An 18753-nucleotide genomic window follows, 5' to 3' on the forward strand; every position below is an offset into this window, starting at 1 on the left:
ACGCTCAGGCCGCCCCGGGCCCGGCGGCGAGCAGCCGCAGGACGAGGCCGCAGACGACGAAGAGCACGCCGAGCAGGAAGAGGACACCGGCGTTGAGGGCGATCCCGCCTGCGCCGAGGGTGACACCGAGTGCGACCACGAACCTGCTCCTCGTCCTGCCGTTCGACCGTTGACCTGCGCCGCGAGATACCCGCGCTGCCGGGTCGTCAAACGCACCGGGCCGGCTGGTCGTGCGTTCGGAGGATTCGCCAGCTCAGGTAGCCGCAGACGCCGAGCGCCGGGAGGGTGAGGAGGGTTTCGGCGATCCCGAGGGCGACCAGGCGGCCGGTCAGGTACAGCGGGAGGAGGACAGCGGTGGCGAAGCAGAACTTGGCCAGGAAGACCGCGGTGCACAGTTCGTAGCGCCGTCCGTGCGCTCGATCCCTTTCGCCGTGGGTCCGGGCGAGGACGACGCCGATGAGCGGTCGCCGGAGGAGCAGGGAGCCGCCGAACACCGCGGCGCCGGCGACATTGGTGACGACGCCGGGGAGGTAGAAGTCGACGCTGTGCCCGGTACCGCCGGCGACTGAGGCCGACACGGCCACGGTGACCAGGCTGAGGGCGGCCTGCCAGTAGCGGCGGTCGGCGAAGACGCGGACGAGCGCGGAGATCACCACCCCGCCGGCCGCGACGAGCGCGGCGGTGAGGACCCGGCCGGTCAGCAGGTAGGCGATGAGGAAGAGGGCCCGGGAGGCGATGACCTCGCCGAGGGTGTGCCAGCCACCCATGGCGGCGAAGAGGGAGGACGGTTTCGCGATCAGCGCGGCCAGGTTCATTCGGCACCGGTCCCCACTGGGCCGGCGGATTGTGAGCCAGCGGCCGGGGCAACGCCGGGCGCCGAGCTAGCGGGCGCCGGCCGGGCGGGCGCCGAACCGGTGTGTGCGGAGCCGGTAGGCGCCGAGCCCCTGGGCGCCGAGCCGACGCGCGCCGAGCCCCTGGGCACGGAGCCGGCGGGCGCCGAACCAACGGGCACCGAACCGGCGGAACCGCCGGCCGCCGAATCGGCGGCAGGCGGGAAGCTGTCCCCGCGCATCGTCTCCTCGTAGCCGCCGATCGCCGTCGCCAAGTCCTGCTCGCCTCGGTGTGCGGTCAACAGGGCGTCGCGGAGGCGGTGGGCGTCCCGCATCGCCAGGTTCCCTCCGAAGCCCGGCGCCAGGTGGATCGCGTCCCCGAGGAGCGTGACCGGGCCCGGTGGCCAGGCCGGCATCGCCGGGATCGTCCCGATCCGCAGCCCGGCCGTGACCTCCGGCCATCCCGACGCCACGATCAGCCTCAGCGTGGGGTGCATACCGGCCGCCAGTTCGCCTGCCGCCCGCCACAAGCCGGCCGGCGATCCGGCCGAGGCGAGCCGGTGCTGCTCGGTCGGCAGGGCCCACATCACGTAGTCCTCGGCCTCGGCGACGACTCGGGAATCCATGGCAGGCAACAACTCCCGCCGCGCCACCGACGGCGGCCGGGTGAAGCGCAGCACGCCCAGCACCATCGTCCGGCCGCCCGACTCTACCCGGGTGGCGCTGTGGCCGATCAGGCCGGGCAGCCCCGTCCCGGCCACCGCCCGCAGCGGCGTCGCCCCCATCAGCATGCGGCGGCCGGTGTCGACCACGCGCACGTCCGGCAGGCACGCGCCGCGGACCGCCGAGCCGATGCCGTCCGCGCCGACCAGCACGTCCGCGGTGTCCGTGCGGCCGTCGGCGAACCACACCTTCACCGTCCCGCCGGGCTGGCGCTCGCAGCGGGTGAACCGCGAGCCGAACCGCACCACGTCCGCAAGCCCGGTCAGCAGGACCGCCCGCAGCAGCGGCCGGTGCGTCTGGCGGCCGGGACGGGCCGGGCCGTCCAGCGGCCGCGCGCCCGCCACCGCCAGTTCTCCGTCCACTTCGGACAGCGTGAGCGCCTGCTCGCGCGGCCCGCCCGTGGTCGCCGCCACCATCTCCGCGTGCGACGGCGGCAGGCACGCCCGCAGCGCCGTCGTGCCCCGGTCGTCGAGGTGCAGGCTGATCCCCTGCGGCCGGCCGTCGGGCCCGTCCCGCTCGTACACCACGACGTCGACCCCCTCCCGCCGCAGCCCCTGGGCCAGGGTCAGGCCGCCGATTCCGGCGCCGATCACGAGCACGCGCATCCGGGACACCTTTCTTCACCAACCGATGAAGAACACCCTACGGACTCCCGGCGGTAATCTCCACCAAGTGATGAAGAACCGTCGGCTAGACTACCGCGGTCATGACGGAACACGCTCGCCCCGGCCGCTGGCGCTCCGGCGCGCAGAGCCGGCAGCGGATCCTCGACACCGCCCGCGAGCTGTTCCGCGAGCACGGCTACGGGGGCACCACCGTGCGCGCGGTCGCCGCCGGGGCCGAGGTCGACCCGGCCATGGTCTTCTACTTCTTCGGCACCAAGCAGGGCCTGTTCAGCGCGGCGCTGGAGATGTCCGCCGAGGTGCCCCCGGCGATCGAGGCGATCTTCACCGGTGACGTCGACGGCATCGGCGAACGGATCGTCCGGACGCTGGTGGAGAGCCTCGACCGGTCCGACCGCACCCCGCTGGTGCTGCTCACCCGCTCGGCCCCCACGCACGACCGGTCCCAGGCGCTGCTGCGCGAGTTCATCGACCGGGAGATCACCGGCCGCCTCGCGGGGATGCTCGGCACGCCGGACGCCGCGCTGCGGGCCGGCATGGTCAACGTCCAGATCCTGGGTCTCGCGGTGGCGCGCTACATCGTCCGGCTCGAGCCGATCGCCTCGGCCCCGGTGGACGAACTGGTGACCCGGTTCGGCCCGGTGGTCCAGCAGTGCCTCACCGGCGCAGCGCACACGGCCTGATCGCTTGCGGCGTAGGCTTTCCAGGGTGCGGATCGGTGAACTGGCCCAGCGCACGGGCGTGAGCCCGCGCTCGCTGCGGTACTACGAAGAGCAGGGTTTGCTGACCAGTTCGCGGTCCGAGGCGGGCCAGCGGCACTACGCCGAGGCCGACGCCGAGCGGGTCCGGCTCATCCGGCGGCTGTTCGACGCGGGCCTGTCCAGCCGGGTGATCGCGACCGTCCTGCCGTGCGTGGACGTCCCCGGCGACCTCGTGATCGCCGAAGAGACGTTCGCGGCGATGCTGCGCGAGCGCGACCGGATCGACGCCGACATCGCGCACCTGACGCAGACCCGCGACGCCCTCGACAAGCTGCTCGAAATCAACAGTCGCCACCGGGCGGAGCTGGAGACCCGCCGGGGCCTGACCGTGTGACCCGCACCTCAGCCGCTTGCCCCTGACACCGGTGTCAGCTCCGAGGATGGCGACCGGGCCCGGAACCACCGGGCCGGTCAACCGGAAGGCGGCAGGACATGGGGCAGGCATGGGGTTTCGGCAGGCACGGCGGGCCGGAGGTGCAGGAGTTCTTCGATCGGCCCGATCCCGTCCCGGGCCCCGGTGAGGTGCTGATCCGGGTCGGCGTCGCCGGCGTGAACCCGCTCGACCACCTCCTGCGCGCGGGCGTGGTCCCCGGACTCGACGGCGGGCGGCCGTTCCCCCGCGTGCTGGGCATGGAGGCGGCGGGCACCGTGCTCGCACTGGGCCCGGACGTCGACGGGCTCGAGGTGGGGGACGCGGTCTTCGGCTTCGCGCTCACCGGGGGCGGCACGTACGCCGAGACGACGGTGCTGTCGGCGGCGAACACCGCGCGCATCCCGGACGGGCTGTCCGCGACGGTGGCGGCGACGCTGCCTATCGCCGGCACGACAGCGGTGGACGCGCTCGACCAGCTCGCCCTCCCGGCCGGGGCGACGATCCTGGTCAACGGCGTCGGCGGCGGAGTCGGCCACGCCGTCGCCCGGCTGGCGGTCGCCCGCGGGCTGGACGTGGTCGGCACGGGCAGCGCGGCCAAGCGCGAGCCCGCGGAGGCCATCGGGGTGCGGTTCGTCGACTACGCCGCCGGGGACGTCACCGCCGCGGCCCGCGAGCTGGCCCCGGACGGTTTCGACGGGATCGTCGACCTGGTCGGTGGCCCGTCGCTGCGGACGGTCGCCCCGCTCGCCCGTACGGCGCGGAACGTCATCGCGGTGGGTGACGCGTCGGTCGCCGAGCTCGGCGGCCGGTTCGTCGAGCGCCGCTTGGACCGCGAGAACCTGGAGCGGTCCGCACGGCTGGCGCTCGACGGGGTGCTCGCGCCCGTGATCACCGCGATCCACCCGCTCGCCGACGCGCCGGCTGCTCTGGCGACCGTCGAGAACGGCCACACCGCGGGCAAGGTCGTCATCAAGGTGACGTGAGCCCGGCGCGGTCAGGGGTTCCGGCGCTCGGCTTGGCTTTCCCGGCTTTCGGGCGCGGCGGCTTCGCCGAGCGGCGCCGCGTCCGGACCGGACCTCCCGCGCCCAGCGACGACCACACCCACGGTCAGCGTTTCCCCGGGCCCTCGCCCTTCCCGCCCTTCGGCCGCGGCGGCTTCGCCGGGCCATCGCCCGGCAGCGCCGCGTCCGGGCCGGACTTTCCCCGGCCCGCCTTCGGGCGTTCGGCGTCGACCACACCCACTGCCACCGGCTTCGCGGCCGGCGACGAAGCCACCACGACCGCCGAGGCCGTCGGCAGGGTGACCGGCGACGGGACCACGACAGAGCTGCTGGGCGGCGCGGCCGCGGGCAACGGCGCGGGCGCGGTCTGCGAGTCGGCCGGCTGGGTCAGCACCCCCGTGAGCACGGCCGCCGCGGTCACGGTCGCGAGGCCGCCGGCGGCGGCCAGCGCGCGCCGCCGCCGCGGCGCCGGAACGACGGCAGGCGGTTCGGCCAGCAACCGCGGGATTTCCGCCGCACCCGGCCGGTCCCCGGGCTCGCGGGCGGTCATCCGGGTCAGCAGGGTGGCGAGCGGTTCCGGGGTGCCGTCGGGGATGCGGGGTGCGCGGTGCAGCCGGGCTGCCGCCGACTCCGCGAGGGTGCCGGGGAACTCGAGCTGCGCGGTCAGGCACTCCAGCAGGATCAGGCCGAGCGCGTAGATGTCGGCGGCCGGCCCGGCTAGCTCGCCCAGGATCTGCTCCGGCGCCAGGTACGCGGCCGTGCCGGTGACCAGGCCGGTGCCGGTGATCCGGGTCGAGTCGAGTGCGTGCGCGATGCCGAAGTCGGTGATCAGCGGGCCACCCGGCCCGAGCAGGACGTTCGCCGGCTTCAGGTCGCGGTGCACGATCTGCCGGGCGTGCACGTGGGCCAGCGCGTCCGCCAGCCGGACCGCCAGCTGTTCGACCTCCGCCGGCGTGAACGGCCCCGCGCACAACCGCTCGGCGAGGTTCCCCCCGTCGACCAGCTGCATCACCAGGTACGGCCGCTCCCCCGCGGTACCGCTGTCGAACACGGCGACGACCCCGGGGTGCTGGACGCTGGCGAGCAGGGTCTTCTCCCGCGCCCGGCGCAGCTGTTCCACGGCCACGACGTGACTGTCGTAGACCTTGACGGCCACCTCGCGCCCCAGCTCCAGGTCGACGGCCCGGAAGACCTGGGCGGTGGCACCCCGGCCGAGCGGGGTCCCGAGGCGGTACCGCCCGCCGACCACGTCCGGCAGCTCGTTCGTCATCGGCAGACCCCCATCCGGCTCGGCTGCCCTTCCGGTACCCGCACGAGCGCCCCGCGCAAACCCGACTTCGGCGAGAGAGCGGTCACGGCGCCGCGTCCGTTCGGCTACCGGCGACCGATCTCGCGGCCGTCCGCGAACCCGGCGCGCTCCTGCCTTCGCGCCGACCGCGATCGGGGATGGTCGGCGCCGAACAGCCGGTCGTGAGCCGTCACCACCGCCTCGTGCAGGCCTGCAGCCTCCGCGTGCCGGCCGAGCGCCGCCAAGTCCGATGCCCTGTTCCGGAGCGCCGCCAATGTCATCGGGTCGTCCGCACCCCACAAGCGGCCGGCCCGATCGGCAACGTCGGTGTCGAGCGCCAGCGCGGCTTCGTGCTCGCCGGCTGCGTGCCGGCTGGTCGCCAGGACCAGAGCGGCCGCCAGCGTGTCCCGGTGGTCGGCTCCCCACCGGGAGCTCCAGCGCTGCCCGGCTTCCCGGGCCAGTTCCGCCGCGCTCACCGGATCACCCGAAGTGGCCAGCGCCGCCGCGACGTCGAGGACCAGCTCTCGCGTCTGGCCGTCACCGCTGTCGACGGCGTCGCACGCACGGAGGTGGCGGACGAGATTCGCGGCCGCGGGACGCTGTTCCGGCGAGGTACGCCAAGCCGCGGTCAGCAGCCGCCGGGCCGCGGTCCGTGCCGGGTTTCCCCGCCACTCCCGCAATGCCGCTTGCACCAAGGGCAGGAATTCGACCGGACCGGTGTCTCCGGCCATCCGGGCGAACCCGAGCCGGACCAGCGCCCGGGACGCGGCGGCACTGTCGGGCATTCCCAGAACGTCCTGTGCTGCTTGGACTATCGCCGATGGGACGAAGCCGTCGGCGAAGAACGCACATGCCTCGGCGAGCCGGAAGGCGTCCTGCTCGTGCCGGCGCAGGTGGCCGAAGGCCACCTCCCAGATTTCCGGTGCCGTCGGGCGCCCGTCGCCATCGGTACCGCCCTCGGACGGCCGGGCGGTGTACGCAGACACGTTCGTCCCGGATCCGGCGAGGAAGGTCACCACGTGGTGCAGCACCGCCGGCCGGTCACCGAACAGGTCGGGAAGACCGGGCCGCACGCGCGCGACGAAGGCACGACGTTCCTCGCGGGTGAATCCGGCGCACTCGACAGCGCCGGGTTCCGCGGCCCACCCCGGATCCTGTGCGGTGACGATGCTGTGGCCGTGGGCCGGGATCAGCGGACGGATCAGGTCCGGCGGCCCGGCCGCGTCGAAGACGAGCAAGGTGCGCGGCCGGTTGCGCAGCGCCGTTTTCGCCGCCGTCATCGCGTCCCGCGCGCCGTCACCGTCGCCGGCCACGCCCAGCCGGCGGCCGAGCGCGGCGAACGACGCCACGACCTCCGCCGCGTCGCCGGCCTGGATCCACCACACCAGGTCGTAGTCCGCGCGGCGCCGGTGCACGTACTCGGCCGCGAGCGCGCTCTTGCCGGTGCCCGCCTCGCCCACCACGACGACGGTCGACGGTGTGTCCTCCAAACCGTCGGCCAGGGCCGACAAGGCGCGCTCGCGACCGGTGAATACGCCGTCCCGGGCCGGTACACCCTCGAAGACCACCGGCGGCCCGCCCGGCACCGGATCGGCCTCGGCCGACCTCATCGCGGACGCCCCGTCGGCCGGCCCGCCGCGCCTGTGGATTCGTGCCTTGCGCTGGGAATACCGGAGATACGGACCACCGAGCGCGTCCATGACCGCCCGCACGACCTCGGTGTGCGGCCTGTCGGCGGGGTCGCCGTCCGGGAGCGGGACCGACGCGGGATCCCCGAGCATCGCCCGCGCGGCGCGCATGACGGGCACGTGGGGCCCGAGGTGGTCGGACACGATCCGCACCACCCGCGCGGTCGCCCGCCGTTCCCCGGCAGCCAGCAGTTCGCCGCGCACGCCCGGTGTGAAGTCGAACTCGACGGCGTGCGGCTCTCCCGCAGCACCGTCGCTCACCCGGGTGAGCAGGCCGCCCAGCACGACTTCCAGCAACGCCGGGTACTCCGACTCCGGCAGCAGGGTGCGCTGGATCAGCACCATCACGTCGAGGTTGAGCGGCGCCGCCGCGAACAGGCTGGCCAGCTGGAAGGCGTGCGGCGAAACCGCGGCCCGAAACCTGAGCACCCGTTCGCGCGCGGACAGCTCGGGTTCGAACGCCGGTTCCTCCCAGCCATCGGGCTGCTCTTCCCCCGCCCCGAGCAACAGAGCCGGGAGCCGCACCGGCTCGACGGCGCCGGTCAGCTTCCCCCAGCGGACGAGCCAGCGGCCGTCGAGTTCGAGCACCGGCACCGGCAGTCCCTCGGCGACGGGAGCGAACCGGCTGCGGGCGGTGTAGTTCAGCCGGTGGTTGGGCGCGGCGGGCGCCGGGGCCCGCAGGACCAAGGGATGGGTGTCCAGGTGCGTTCGCGCCCACAACCGGTGGGGCAGCACGTTGACGACGGCCAGTGGGCCGGAGCGGGCGAGCTCGCCCAGCTCGCCCCGGATCGCCCCGTCCCGCCAGGCCGGACCGACCCCGTCGGTGACCACGAGGAAGAGCCGGCGGCCCCCGGGATCCCGCAGCTCGGCGAACCGGTGCCACCCCGTCCCCGCCACGGTGCGGTAGCCCGGCTGGGCGAGGTCGTCGGAGTTCAGCAGGACGGTCCGGACGTTGCGGAAGACCCCCTGCCGTTCCAGCAGGATCCGGAAATCGTGCACCGTGCGCGTCCAGAACGCCATCGAGGCGCTTTCGTCCGCGAGCACCACCAACTCGAGCTGCGGTTCGGGTACCGGCGTCAGCATGGGCAGCCAGAGCCCGGTCTCCGCCGCGCCGATCGCGGTGCCCTCTGCGTCCAGAACCCGCTCGCCGTGCGACTCGTCCGCTCTGGCCAGGCCCCGCAGCGCCCGGGCGATCGTGAGCTTGCCCGAAAGTGCGGGCCCCCCTCGCCGGACACCGTCGCCGGTGGCCGCCTCCGGCCGCGGCTGCGCGACGGACTCGTGCGCAGCAGCATCGGGCGCGCTCTCGGGCAGCGGCGAGGGCGGTGACGGCGGCCGGCCGGGGGCGGGTTCTCCGGGTGGCCGAGCGGCGTCGCGACCGGCGTCCGGCGCAGGCTCGGCGCCCGGGGGGACCGGCAGCTGGACGTGGGCGGCCAGCCAGAGGGCGTCCGCGAGCTCGCTCCAGGACAGCTCGGCGGAGTCCGGCCGGGCGGCGGTGGGCTTCCCCGGGAGGGGCTGGTTCATGGCAGGCTCACTCCGAAGAAAGCCGGCGCCACAGCGAGTCCCTCAGCTGTGGCCAGACGTCATCGTGCTGGTAGGCCCCCGACGTGGCGAGGTGCACGGCGTTGAGCAGCTGGTCCGCCGCCAGTCCTCCTTCGGAGCGGTCACGGGCCACGAAGGTTTCGACGAGGTTGTCCACGCCGGGCGGGCGCTCGTGCGGGAAATGGGCCGACACCATGCTCACGAGGTCCTGGACACCGGGTGCCGGCAGCTCCAGCCTCAGGCACCGGCGCAGGAACGCGGGCGGGAACTCGCGTTCCCCGTTGCTGGTGATGATCACGACCGGGAACTCCCGGCAGCGCACCAGGCCGTGGTGCACCTCGGCCCGCCCGTCCGGGTCGGCGGTGAAGACCGTGACGTCCGGTTCGTAGCTCGCCAGCCGCGCCAGCTCGGGGATCAGGTACTCCCCTTCCTCGAACACCGACAGCAGGTCGTTCGGCAGGTCGGCGTCGCCCTTGTCGAGCTCGTCGATCAGCAGGACACGCGGTTTCCGGTGCGGCAGCAACGCGGTGCCGAGCGGGCCGAGGCGAACGAAGGTCCCGATGTGGGTGTCGGCCTCGGGCGGCAGATCCGACGCACCCGCCTGCCTGGCTCCGGCAGCCTGCACGCGCCCGATCGCGTCGTAGTCGTAAAGCCCGGACAGCAGCCGGGTGCGGCTGGTCACCGGCCACCGCAGCACCCGGCCGAGCTTCAGCTCGCGGGCGATCCGGTAGGCCAGGGACGACTTGCCGGTACCGGGACGGCCGGTGACCAGCAACGGGCGGCGCAGGTACAGCGCGGCGTTCACCGCGTTGACCTGGGCGGCGTCCGCCGGCGGGACAGCCCTCGGTGTCCCCAGCCGACGCGTGGCTTCCTGCGGGTCGTCGACGGGGTCGGGCAGCACGGGACCCCCGGCGAACAGCCGCCACGGCGGAGGCGGCGGCAGGATGTCGGCGAGATCGCCGTCGATCGGCTGACCGGTGCCGCGGTAGAGCCGCCACTCGGGCCGGGGCGCGGGGTCTGCGGGTGTGCTTGTCATGCGGCATCCTTTACCTCGGAGCACTGAGCGATCCGGCCGGCTCCACGAGCCGGTGCGGATCGTCCCAGAGCAAGGTGATGTGACTTCCCACGTGGCGTTCGGGGTCATCGGCGCCGGCCGCTTCCATCCGGAGCATGCGCGCACTCTCACGCAGGTCCCGATCCGGCGAGAGAAGATCCCCGAGTACGGACTCGAAGTCTTCGGTGAGGCGTTCGTCCCGCTGCCAGAGCATCAGCGGGACACCGGCGCGCAGGCCGACCGAGATCTCGTCCGGCCGGTCTCCGGCCGGATGGACCAGCGGACGTTCGAGCACCAGCAACGGCTGGTGGTGGGCCGCGAGGGCGACGTCGAGACGGCGGAGTTCGGCGAGGCTCGGCGGGTGCGACGGGGTGACGAGCTCGGCGGCCGGTGCCGGGTCAACGCCCCAGGACGCCGGTCCTGCGCTGCGCGGCGCCTCCCACCGGGGTCCGGCGAACACCGCCCACCGCTGCCGCCATTCCCGATGCCACTTCTTCGCCTGCATCCGGTCCAGGCTGCGCACCACGACCTGGTAGTTCATCCCGAGGGGCCGGATGGGGACCTCTTCGACGCTGGTCGGCCACTGGTCGACCGGCAAGGACAGCAGCTCCCGCGGCAGCAGGAATTCGAGGCGGATGATCTCGGCTTCGGCAGCCCACCCGCCTTCCGCGTCCGCCAGCACGTCGGCAACGTGCCGCTGGACCGCGTCGATGTCACCCTCGAGTTCCTCGCTGGGCTCCGGTTGCCACGGCGCGCCGAACTGCCGCCACGTCCGGACGCGGTAGCGCTCGTCGTCCAAGGCGTCGGCTTCGAGCTTGATGATCAGGTAGGCGTCGGCCATGCCCGGCACGGACAGCGCTTGCTCGGCCGCTCGCCGCCGGACCTCCCGCAGGCGATCCCCCAGGCCCAGCCGGCCGGCCACGGTGCCGGACCACTCGTGCAACCCGGCGGCGACGGAGGGCTCCGCGCCGGCGGCCACCAGTTCGGCGAAGAGCAGCAACGGCGGCACCCCGCCCGGCGCCATGTTCATCTGCTCGAGCCGCACGACCAGTCGCCGGGCGTCGTCGACATCCGGGTGCACGTCGGCTCCGTACGGCGCCGCCGCGGTCCGGTAGAGCGCCGCCAGCCACCGCCGGTCCTGCCCGGCCAGCAGGGTGAGCAACTGCTCCCGCTGGCCGGGTGCCAGGAAGTCCGCGACGTCGAGTTCGGCGGCGAGGTCGCGGGCCTCGGCTGCGTGCGACGAGCCGGGGTTGAGGATCTGCAGCACCTCGGCCAGGGCCCGCAGGCCACCGGGGATCTGCGCGCACGCGAACACCAGGGCGTAGAGGAGGTGCCTCAGCTCGGCGTGTTCCGGCAGGTCCAGTGGCTCCCCCAGCTGGTCCGCGAGCAGGTCGAGGTACAGCGACACGCCGGCGGGCTCCTGCAGGAACGGCACCTGCTCCAGGACGTCCACCAGCGGCCGCAGGCTCTCCGACAGCGACAGCCGCCGGTCCGGTTGCCTGCTCCCCGGGGCCAGCAGCTCGTTCGGGGTCACGCCCAAAACCTTCGCCAGGACCTGCACTTCGGCGGCGCTGACCGACTTGCGCACGCCCGACTCGATCTTCGCGATGGTCCCCCGGGTGAGCGTCTTCATCCCGGCGTCCGCGCACGCGTCGGCGAGCTGCTGAGCGGACCAGTTCCGCCGCCGCCGCAGCTGCCGGACGCGCTCGGCGACCAGCCTCGCTACCGGAGCAGTTGCCATGGATTCCTTCCGAAGCTCCGCGTGTCAGCACAATCTAGCAGGTCACTTGCTATTTTGCTCCGTTTCGGAGCACACTGCTCTGGCGGAAGGTGTGACCCACTTCCCGCTCGGTCCGCTGCACGTCGGAGGTCGGACCTTCTCCGCGCCCAAGCAAGGGACAGGCGATGCCCGCCAAGCCAGAGCCACCGAAGACCGGGATTGCGTTGCTCGACAGCGTCCTGGGCGATGCGGCGCGCACGCGCCGCGCGGTGTGCCTGCTGCTGGCCGCGGCCGTGTCGATGGCCGTCGCCCTGATCCCGGTGCTGGCCGTGCTCTACCTCGGCGGCCCCACCGGTGCGGCCGCGGCCGGCGGTGTCGGCGCCCTCACCACGGCGGGCGTGGCGGCCTGGAAGCGCCTGCGCAGGGGCCGTCCCCCTCCCGCAGGCTAGGCGGAGTCCTCTCAGGACTCGCTGATACCGGCCGCTCAGCCCAAGCGTGCGGCGCGGGCCAGCAGGTGGCGCCGCTCGGGTTCGCTTGTCGTGCGGCGGGCCGCCTCCTGGTAACCCGCGCGGGCCGCCTCGGTCTCCCCCGCCATTTCCTGCAGGTGGGCGCGGACCGACACCACGTGGTGGGACGCGGCGATGCAGTCGTCGGCCGAGAGGGTGGCCAGCAGGGACAGGCCCGCCGCCGGGCCGTGGACCTCCGCCAGCGCCACCGCCCGGTTGAGCGTCACCGCCGGGTTGGGCGCGACGCGTTCGAGCACCGTGTACAGGGCCAGGATCTGCCGCCAGTCGGTCTCGGCGGCCGTGGGTGCCTCGTCGTGGAGCGCGGCGATCGCCGCCTGCAGCTGGTACGGGCCGACCGGCCCCTTCGCCAGCGCGGCGGTCACCAGCGCCACGCCCTCGGCGATGGCTTCGGCGTCCCAGCGCGTCCGGTCCTGCTCGCTCAGCGGGACCAGCGAGCCGTCCGGCGCCGTGCGGGCGGGGCGGCGGGCGTCGGTCAGCAGCAACAGGGCCAGCAGGCCGGCCACCTCGCCGTCGCCGGGGACCAGGCGGTGCAGCTCGCGGGCCAGGCGGATGGCCTCGGCCGCCAGCTCCGCCCGCACCAGCCGGGTCCCCGAAGTCGCCGTGTAGCCCTCGTTGAAGACGAGGTAGACGACGTGGAGCACGACGCCGAGACGGGCCGCCTGTTCGGCCGGCGGCGGCAGCTCGAACCCGGCCCCGGCCGCCTTGATGCGGTGCTTGGCCCGGCTGATGCGCTGGGCCATGGTCGCCTCGGGCACCAGGAACGCCCGCGCGATCTCGGCCGTCGACAGGCCGCCCACCGCCCGCAGCGTCAACGCGATCTGCGACGACGGTGTCAGCGCCGGGTGGCAGCACAGGAACAGCAGCGTCAGCGTGTCGTCGCCGGCCTCGACCTCGCCGCCGGCGGGAGGCGTGCGGAGGGCGTCCGCCTCCTCCCGCCGCCGGCGGGCGGCGTCACCGCGCACCTGGTCGGTGAGGCGGCGCGAGGCCACCGTCACCAGCCACGCCCGCGGGTGCTCCGGCCAGCCCTCGACCGGCCACTGGGCCGCGGCCGCCAGCAGCGCCTCCTGGACGGCGTCCTCGCACGCGTCGAACCGGCCGTGGCGGCGCACCAGCACGCCGAGCACCTCCGGGACCAGCCGCCGGACGTCCTGCCAGCTCGTCACGGCTCGACGGCGGCCTCGTGCATCAGGGGCCGGACCTCGACCCCCCAGTAACGCGCCGACGGGGTGCGGGCCGCGATCTCCAGTGCCCGGTCCAGGCCGTCGCAGTCGACGATCATGAAACTGCCCAGGAACTCCTTGGCCTCCGCGTACGGGCCGTCGGTCACCACCGGTGTCCCGCCGGTGACCCGGACCATCTTGGTGTTCACCTCGTCGGCGACGCCGTAGGCGCCGACCAGCTCCCCCGACTCGAACAGCTCCCGGTTGAGGGCGTCGGTCTCGCGGATGATCTCCGCCAGGGTCTCCGCGCCCACCGAGGTGAAGGCTTCCTCGTTGCCGTAGATCAGCAGCATGTACTTCACGGGCGCTCCTCTCAGTGCCGGGCCGGCCCGACCAGGTCGCCACTGGCGCCGCGATCGTCCAGCACCAGCTTCGACCGTCCCGTGACGATATAGCGGACGTGGGTGACCGCGGGCGTCCCGACGACCCGATCGGGGACCAGCTCGACCCCCTCGTCCGCGCCGAGGCCCAGCCCGCCGAACAGGCGCTGGCCCTCGCCCAGCAGCACCGGGGCGACGTGCAGTTCGAGCCGGTCGAGCAGCCCCGCGGCCAGCACCCGGCCCAGCAGTTCCCCGCCGCCGGCCACCGCGACGTCCTTGCCCCCGGCGGCGGCCCTGGCCAGCTCGACGGCCCGTTCCGGGCCTTCGGTGACGAAGGTGAAGGACGTGCCGCCCCGGCGTTCGAGCACCTCCCGGGGCCGGTGGGTCACGACGAACACCGGCGCGCGGAAGGGCGGCTCGTCGCCCCAGGGCACCTCGCCGGCGTCGAACATCCGCCGGCCCATGACGTAGGCCCCGGCCGCCGCGAACGTCTCGGCGATGATCTCCGAGTCGACCGACTGCTCGCCGCCGGCGAAGCCCTGCCGCTCGCGCCAGGCCGTCGCGTCCACGGCCCAGCGGGTGACCCGGAAGAACCCGGGTGCTTCGGGGCCCCGCATCCAGCCCCGCATGTCCTGCTCGCCACGGGGATCCCGCGGCCCGGTGTAGAAGCCGTCGAGTGACACCGACATCTGGGCGGTCACCTGGGTCATCGTCCACGCTCCACTGCTGGCGGCGGCCCCTGCGGCCGCCGGTCTGCCCCTCAGTCGGAGCCGGCCGCCCGTTCTCGACACGCACCGGCGGGAAATTTCAGCGCAGCGCCGCGTGCAGCCGGGTGGCCCGGTCGGTGGCCCCGGCCCCGCCGGGGGTGCAGAACTCCGTCACCATCGCCAGGACGCGGCGGCCCGCCGCCTGGGCCGACGCGGTCAGGTCCGGGGTGGAGGCGACCGTGATGCCGCGGGTGGCCGTCTCGTCGCTCATGCTCCAGGTGTTGTAGCCGGGCACGTCCCCGGCGTGTCCCCAGACGTCGGGGGCGCCCGGCCCGCAGAACGCGGACAGCGAGAGGCGCATCAGCCCGAGGCCGTACCCGAGGACCCCGCCCTGGCCCGGCCACGGGACCGTGGTCTTCATCTGCGCGAGCAGGCCGTCCGGCAGCAGCTCGCCGCCGAGCAGCGCGCGGAAGAAGCGGTTCAGGTCGGCCGCGCTGGACACGATGTTGCCGGCGCCGAAGTAGCGGCTGAGGTTGTAGACGGTGACGTCGGTCAGGCCACGGGGCGCCGGGTAGAGCTGCTCGTAGCCGCGGACGGCCGGGCGCGGGAGCAGCGGGAAGTCCCGCGGCAGGAAGGTGTCGGCCAGGTGCAGCGGACCGGTGATCCAGTCCGCCAGCACCCGCTCGAACCGGCGGCCGGTGAGCTTCTCCACCAGCAGGGCCAGCACGTTGTAGCCGGTGTTGGAGTACGACCAGCCCGTGCCCGGCGGGAACAGCAGCGGCTGCACGGTGCTGTCGTGGATCGCCTCGACCTCGCCGAAGTGCACGAACCGTTCGGTGTCCACCTCCTCCGCCGTCGTCCAGGTGTATGGGGGCGCCAGGTCCCGCGGCAGGCCGCTGGTGTGCTGCAGCAGCTGCCGGACGGTGATCGGCTCCGGGTAGGGCAGCAGGCCGGGCAGGTATTCCGCGATCGGTTCGTCCAGCCCCAGCCGCCCTTGCGCGGCGAGCTTCAGCACGAGCGTGGCCGTGAAGGTCTTGGAGACGCTGCCGACCCGGAACCGTCCGCCGGTGTCCGGCTTCGCGCCGGTGACGACGTCACCGACTCCGGCCCGCCCGCGCCACCGCCCGGCCGGGTCCGCGGCGACCGCGACCATCCCGGCGTTCCCGGCCTGCACGGCGACGTCCAGAGCGGTCTGCCGCGGATCCGTGACGGCGGCGGCGGTACCGGTGCCGGCGACCAGCAGCACGGCACAGGCTGCGGAAACGACGAGTCGGCGCATGAATCCCCCCGGTGTCTGCGGCAACCCGACGGTAGCGCAGAACTGCCTGTGCCGTAAGAGGATCCCGGTCAGCCGACGTGGTAGACCTTGACCAGCCCGACGTTGTCGTTCACTTCCGGGCCGATGTAGCTGACCGGGAGCTGGTGGGAGAACTTGACGATCTGGGTCGGGTTGGCGAACTCGGCCCAGTTGCAGGAGAGGAATCCGGTGGCGGAACTGAGTTTGCCCCGCCATTCGCTGTTCGGGGTCACGCGGTACCCGCTGTGGTCGCAGGTTCCGCTGCTGCCGTAGATCTCCTTCGAACCGCCGCCGTAATCGGCGTTCTCGTACCAGGTCATCAGGAGGGTGCTCGCGGCCACCGCGGCTTCGTCCGCCGTCCGGGCGCCGGGCCGGGTCAGGTGACGGCGGGCGTCGTCGCCGGACACCGAGGAGCAGTACCGGTCCAGCTCCGGGGAAACGCCGTCGGGCGTGCCGGCCGGGCCGACGAGGACGGCGCAGTATTCCGCGGCCGCCGGGGCCGCGGACGCTTCGAAGGCGGTGAGCAGGCTTGCGGCGGCCACGGTGCCGATGGTGAACATCCGCGTGATCCGGTGCACGGCGATCCCCTCTCGTCGCGGAAAGCCGGTTCCCGGCGTTCCGATGCCGCGCAACGCTATCGGCGCGGGACCGCCGGAGGACGACTTCCGGCCGCTCGCCGGTGACGTGCCCGGATGCCGGGAGGTGCCGCCCCGTGACCGGCAATGTTGCCCGCGTCCGGGTGGCTCACCGCCGCGGCGCCGCTGGAGCGTGTCTGACAAAGGTTCCAACTGGTTGCTGGATGCTGCCCGCGGTTTCAATTGCTTTCAGACGATCAGTGGGAGCTTGATCGAGGACCTGCTTCCGGTCCGAACCGGCGAACAAGGCCGACCGTTCGACGGTGCCTGCTCGATGGTCGAAGGAATCATCTACCGGTACCGGTGCGGCATCGCCTGGCGAGACGTGCCCGCGGTGTTCGGTGCCTGGCAGACGATCTGGACCTAGGGCCGCAGCCGGGCCGGCCAGGCCCGCAGGTCCGGCCACGGCGGCCGGTGCACCATCGCGATCCCCGCGAGGGTGGCGGCGACCAGCCCGATGCCGACGCCCAGCAGGGCGACACGGGTGGCGTCGACCGCCGGTTCCCACTGGGCCTTGCCCTCGCGGACGGCGAACACGCCGACCGGCCGGTGGACCGGGATCACCGTCGTCCCGTCGGGGGTTTCGTACGGGTCGCCGAAGAGGCGGGGTTCGGTCATGCCCGCCATCGAATCGAAATCCGCCGCCGCTGACAAGATCGGACAGAATCCTGTCGTTTCCGTGACCGGCTGCTTACGATCGGCCGGCAACTGTTCGTCGCTGGTCCTTTGTGGACTCGGGAGGCGCCGTGCGCAGGTTCGCCGTTCTCGCCGCGGTTTCCGTCGCCGCGGCCGTCGTCGTCTCCGCTCCCGGTGCCGCCGGGGCCGCGCGCTCGTGGTTCACGTCGTGGGCGCAGTCGCAGGACGGCCGGGCCGACACCGCGGTCACCACGCAGTCGCTGCGGATGATCACCCACCTCAGCCAGGGCGGCGACGCCGTGCGCGTGCGGTTCCAGAACACCTTCGGCACCGGCCCGCTGACCATCGGGCACGCCACCGCCGGGCCGAGCGCGGGCGGGGCCGCGGTCGCCTTCGCGCGTGACCTGACCTTCGGCGGACAACGGGGCGTGACCGTTCCCGCGGGCGGCGAGGTGTGGAGCGACGACGTCCGGCTGGTGACGAGCCCGGACTCCGACCTCGCGGTGAGCATGGCGATCGACGGCACCGCGGTGCCCGGCCGCCACGGCGCGGCCCTGCGCGACAACTACCTCACCCCGCCGGGCTCGGGCGACCACGCCGGCGACGCCACGGGTGCCGCGTTCACGGCCACGGTGGGGTCCACCTACGTCGTGAGCGCCGTCGACGTGCACAACAAGGCGCTGACGGGTGTGGTCGTCCCGTTCGGCAGCTCGGTCGTCGACGGCATCGGCAGCACCAACTGCGGCCCGGGCTGCACGCAGCCCGGCGCGAACCGCCGGTGGACCGACGACCTGGCGCGGCGGCTGGTCGCCGCGTCGGCGCCGCTCGCGGTGGCCAACGCCGGTGTCTCGGGCACGACGAGCGCGCGGTCCTGCCCGGGCATGCCGCCGTCGGTCGCGGGCCTGGACGCGTCGAGCCGGCTGGACCGGGACGTCTTGGCGCTGCACGGCGTCACGGCGGTCATCTACTACTACGGGACCAACGACCTGGCCTACGGCTGTGACGCGACGGCGATCCTCGACAGCTACCGCGCGGTGTTCGCGCGGCTGCGCGCGGCCGGGATCCCGGTGTACGTCACGCCCAGCACGCCGCGCCCCGGGTACGACGACCAGGCGAACCTCGCGCGCCACGAGATCGCACTGTTCGTGAAGCGCTGGAACACCTGCGGCGGCACGTGTTCGGGCGTGGTGGACTTCGACGCGGTGCTGGCGGATCCGCTGAAGCCGAACAGCATCCTGCCGGCGTACGACAACGGCGACGGCATCCACGCGAACGCGGCCGGCCAGCAGGCGCTCGCGGACTTCGTCTCCGTGCCGATGCTCACCCGTTCCGGGCCGGTTGTCCACACGATGAGGTGAGCCGGCGAGTCGGAGCGCCTCGGCTGTGCGTGCCGGTCAGCAGAGTACGTCCGGTGATGAACGAGTCGATGGACGACGCCGGCTGCTGCCTGCTCTCGGTGGCCTGGAAGGTCGCCCCGCTGGCGGAGGAACCGCCGGGCTCCCGCCGCGGTGACCTGCGGCGGACGGTGGTGTCGGTGTGCCGCACGGCGGGCCACGGCGCGCGCGACTGGGCCGCGCGGCACGGCGGGGGCGCGGAAGCGCAGTACCGGCCGTTCCTGCAGCTCGCCGACGTCGCCCACGAGATCGCGACGCTCCTGCTGCTGGTGGAGGACTTCCTGGTGCCGGACCTCGAGCGCGAGCACCGCCGGTGGGCGGAGATCGAAGAGCTGACCGGCCGGCTGACCGAGCTGTCCGAGTGGACGGCGGCGTTCCTCTTGTCAGGCGCTCCCTTACGGCTGTAAGGTCCCGCCT

20 protein-coding genes are annotated in these 18753 nt (G+C 73.7%); 7 read left to right on the forward strand and 13 right to left on the reverse strand.

The window, feature by feature from the left end; translation table 11 throughout:
- Positions 1–4: 4 nt before the first annotated feature.
- The 3 genes from ABZX11_RS26425 to ABZX11_RS26435 form a co-directional block, all read right to left on the reverse strand.
- On the reverse strand, positions 5–139 hold the full coding sequence (locus ABZX11_RS26425; protein ID WP_303246932.1) for a hypothetical protein: 135 nt from the start codon (positions 137–139) through the stop codon (positions 5–7).
- Between the two features lie 67 nt (positions 140–206).
- A complete protein-coding gene (locus ABZX11_RS26430; protein WP_354917592.1) occupies positions 207–815 on the reverse strand; it encodes a DUF3159 domain-containing protein in 609 nt (202 codons plus the stop codon).
- The gene (locus ABZX11_RS26435; RefSeq protein ID WP_354917595.1) at positions 812–2158 is read right to left on the reverse strand and encodes an FAD-dependent monooxygenase; all 1347 of its coding nucleotides are present in this window, start codon (positions 2156–2158) and stop codon (positions 812–814) included. The genes ABZX11_RS26430 and ABZX11_RS26435 overlap by 4 nt, the downstream gene beginning before the upstream one ends.
- 101 nt (positions 2159–2259) lie before the next feature.
- On the opposite strand from ABZX11_RS26435, the gene ABZX11_RS26440 reads away from it, so the two are divergent.
- The 3 genes from ABZX11_RS26440 to ABZX11_RS26450 all read left to right on the forward strand — a co-directional run bounded on the left by ABZX11_RS26440 (position 2260) and on the right by ABZX11_RS26450 (position 4293).
- Positions 2260–2859, forward strand: coding sequence for a TetR family transcriptional regulator (locus ABZX11_RS26440; RefSeq protein ID WP_354917598.1), 600 nt, complete (start codon positions 2260–2262; stop codon positions 2857–2859).
- Between the two features lie 25 nt (positions 2860–2884).
- Positions 2885–3271: a MerR family transcriptional regulator gene (locus ABZX11_RS26445; protein WP_354917601.1), complete on the forward strand. Its 387-nt coding sequence runs from the start codon at positions 2885–2887 to the stop codon at positions 3269–3271.
- 98 nt (positions 3272–3369) lie between these two features.
- Positions 3370–4293, forward strand: coding sequence for an NADP-dependent oxidoreductase (locus ABZX11_RS26450; RefSeq protein ID WP_354917604.1), 924 nt, complete (start codon positions 3370–3372; stop codon positions 4291–4293).
- 124 nt (positions 4294–4417) lie between these two features.
- Here ABZX11_RS26450 and ABZX11_RS26455 read toward each other — a convergent pair whose 3' ends face one another.
- The 4 genes from ABZX11_RS26455 to ABZX11_RS26470 all read right to left on the reverse strand — a co-directional run bounded on the left by ABZX11_RS26455 (position 4418) and on the right by ABZX11_RS26470 (position 11621).
- Positions 4418–5581, reverse strand: coding sequence for a serine/threonine-protein kinase (locus ABZX11_RS26455; RefSeq protein ID WP_354917607.1), 1164 nt, complete (start codon positions 5579–5581; stop codon positions 4418–4420).
- 104 nt (positions 5582–5685) lie between these two features.
- Positions 5686–8808 (reverse strand): tetratricopeptide repeat protein, encoded by a 3123-nt coding sequence (locus ABZX11_RS26460; protein ID WP_354917610.1) that lies wholly within the window; start codon positions 8806–8808, stop codon positions 5686–5688.
- Positions 8809–8815: 7 nt separating this feature from the next.
- The gene (locus tag ABZX11_RS26465) at positions 8816–9862 is read right to left on the reverse strand and encodes a MoxR family ATPase (protein WP_176169319.1); all 1047 of its coding nucleotides are present in this window, start codon (positions 9860–9862) and stop codon (positions 8816–8818) included.
- 10 nt (positions 9863–9872) lie between these two features.
- Positions 9873–11621 carry a helix-turn-helix domain-containing protein gene (locus tag ABZX11_RS26470; RefSeq protein WP_354917614.1) on the reverse strand — a complete coding sequence of 583 codons (1749 nt, stop codon included), beginning with the start codon at positions 11619–11621 and terminating at the stop codon, positions 9873–9875.
- 164 nt (positions 11622–11785) lie between these two features.
- On the opposite strand from ABZX11_RS26470, the gene ABZX11_RS26475 reads away from it, so the two are divergent.
- On the forward strand, positions 11786–12049 hold the full coding sequence (locus ABZX11_RS26475; protein WP_176169316.1) for a hypothetical protein: 264 nt from the start codon (positions 11786–11788) through the stop codon (positions 12047–12049).
- A gap of 35 nt (positions 12050–12084) precedes the next feature.
- Here the strand turns inward: ABZX11_RS26475 and ABZX11_RS26480 are convergent, their stop codons facing one another.
- The 5 genes from ABZX11_RS26480 to ABZX11_RS26500 form a co-directional block, all read right to left on the reverse strand.
- Positions 12085–13290, reverse strand: a complete 1206-nt coding sequence (locus ABZX11_RS26480; RefSeq protein ID WP_354917617.1) for a DUF6596 domain-containing protein — start codon at positions 13288–13290, stop codon at positions 12085–12087.
- Positions 13287–13640, reverse strand: coding sequence for a YciI family protein (locus ABZX11_RS26485; protein ID WP_354917850.1), 354 nt, complete (start codon positions 13638–13640; stop codon positions 13287–13289). The genes ABZX11_RS26480 and ABZX11_RS26485 overlap by 4 nt, the downstream gene beginning before the upstream one ends.
- Before the next feature lie 20 nt (positions 13641–13660).
- On the reverse strand, positions 13661–14377 hold the full coding sequence (locus ABZX11_RS26490) for a dihydrofolate reductase family protein (RefSeq protein WP_354917620.1): 717 nt from the start codon (positions 14375–14377) through the stop codon (positions 13661–13663).
- Positions 14378–14474: 97 nt separating this feature from the next.
- On the reverse strand, positions 14475–15653 hold the full coding sequence (locus tag ABZX11_RS26495) for a serine hydrolase domain-containing protein (protein ID WP_354917623.1): 1179 nt from the start codon (positions 15651–15653) through the stop codon (positions 14475–14477).
- Between the two features lie 68 nt (positions 15654–15721).
- The gene (locus tag ABZX11_RS26500) at positions 15722–16213 is read right to left on the reverse strand and encodes a hypothetical protein (protein WP_354917626.1); all 492 of its coding nucleotides are present in this window, start codon (positions 16211–16213) and stop codon (positions 15722–15724) included.
- Positions 16214–16223: 10 nt separating this feature from the next.
- Between ABZX11_RS26500 and ABZX11_RS26505 the strand changes: the two genes are divergently transcribed.
- Positions 16224–16673 (forward strand): transposase, encoded by a 450-nt coding sequence (locus ABZX11_RS26505; protein ID WP_354917629.1) that lies wholly within the window; start codon positions 16224–16226, stop codon positions 16671–16673.
- Here ABZX11_RS26505 and ABZX11_RS26510 read toward each other — a convergent pair.
- Positions 16670–16924: a hypothetical protein gene (locus tag ABZX11_RS26510; RefSeq protein ID WP_254896583.1), complete on the reverse strand. Its 255-nt coding sequence runs from the start codon at positions 16922–16924 to the stop codon at positions 16670–16672. The two genes, ABZX11_RS26505 and ABZX11_RS26510, sit on opposite strands and share 4 nt — an antisense overlap.
- Before the next feature lie 128 nt (positions 16925–17052).
- Here ABZX11_RS26510 and ABZX11_RS26515 point away from each other — a divergent pair, with 128 nt between their 5' ends.
- Positions 17053–18300: a GDSL-type esterase/lipase family protein gene (locus ABZX11_RS26515; RefSeq protein ID WP_354917632.1), complete on the forward strand. Its 1248-nt coding sequence runs from the start codon at positions 17053–17055 to the stop codon at positions 18298–18300.
- A gap of 56 nt (positions 18301–18356) precedes the next feature.
- The gene (locus ABZX11_RS26520) at positions 18357–18743 is read left to right on the forward strand and encodes a hypothetical protein (protein ID WP_354917635.1); all 387 of its coding nucleotides are present in this window, start codon (positions 18357–18359) and stop codon (positions 18741–18743) included.
- Positions 18744–18753: the final 10 nt, after the last annotated feature.

It is taken from the genome of Amycolatopsis sp. NPDC004169 (assembly GCF_040610315.1).
Classification (GTDB): Bacteria; Actinomycetota; Actinomycetes; order Mycobacteriales; family Pseudonocardiaceae; genus Amycolatopsis.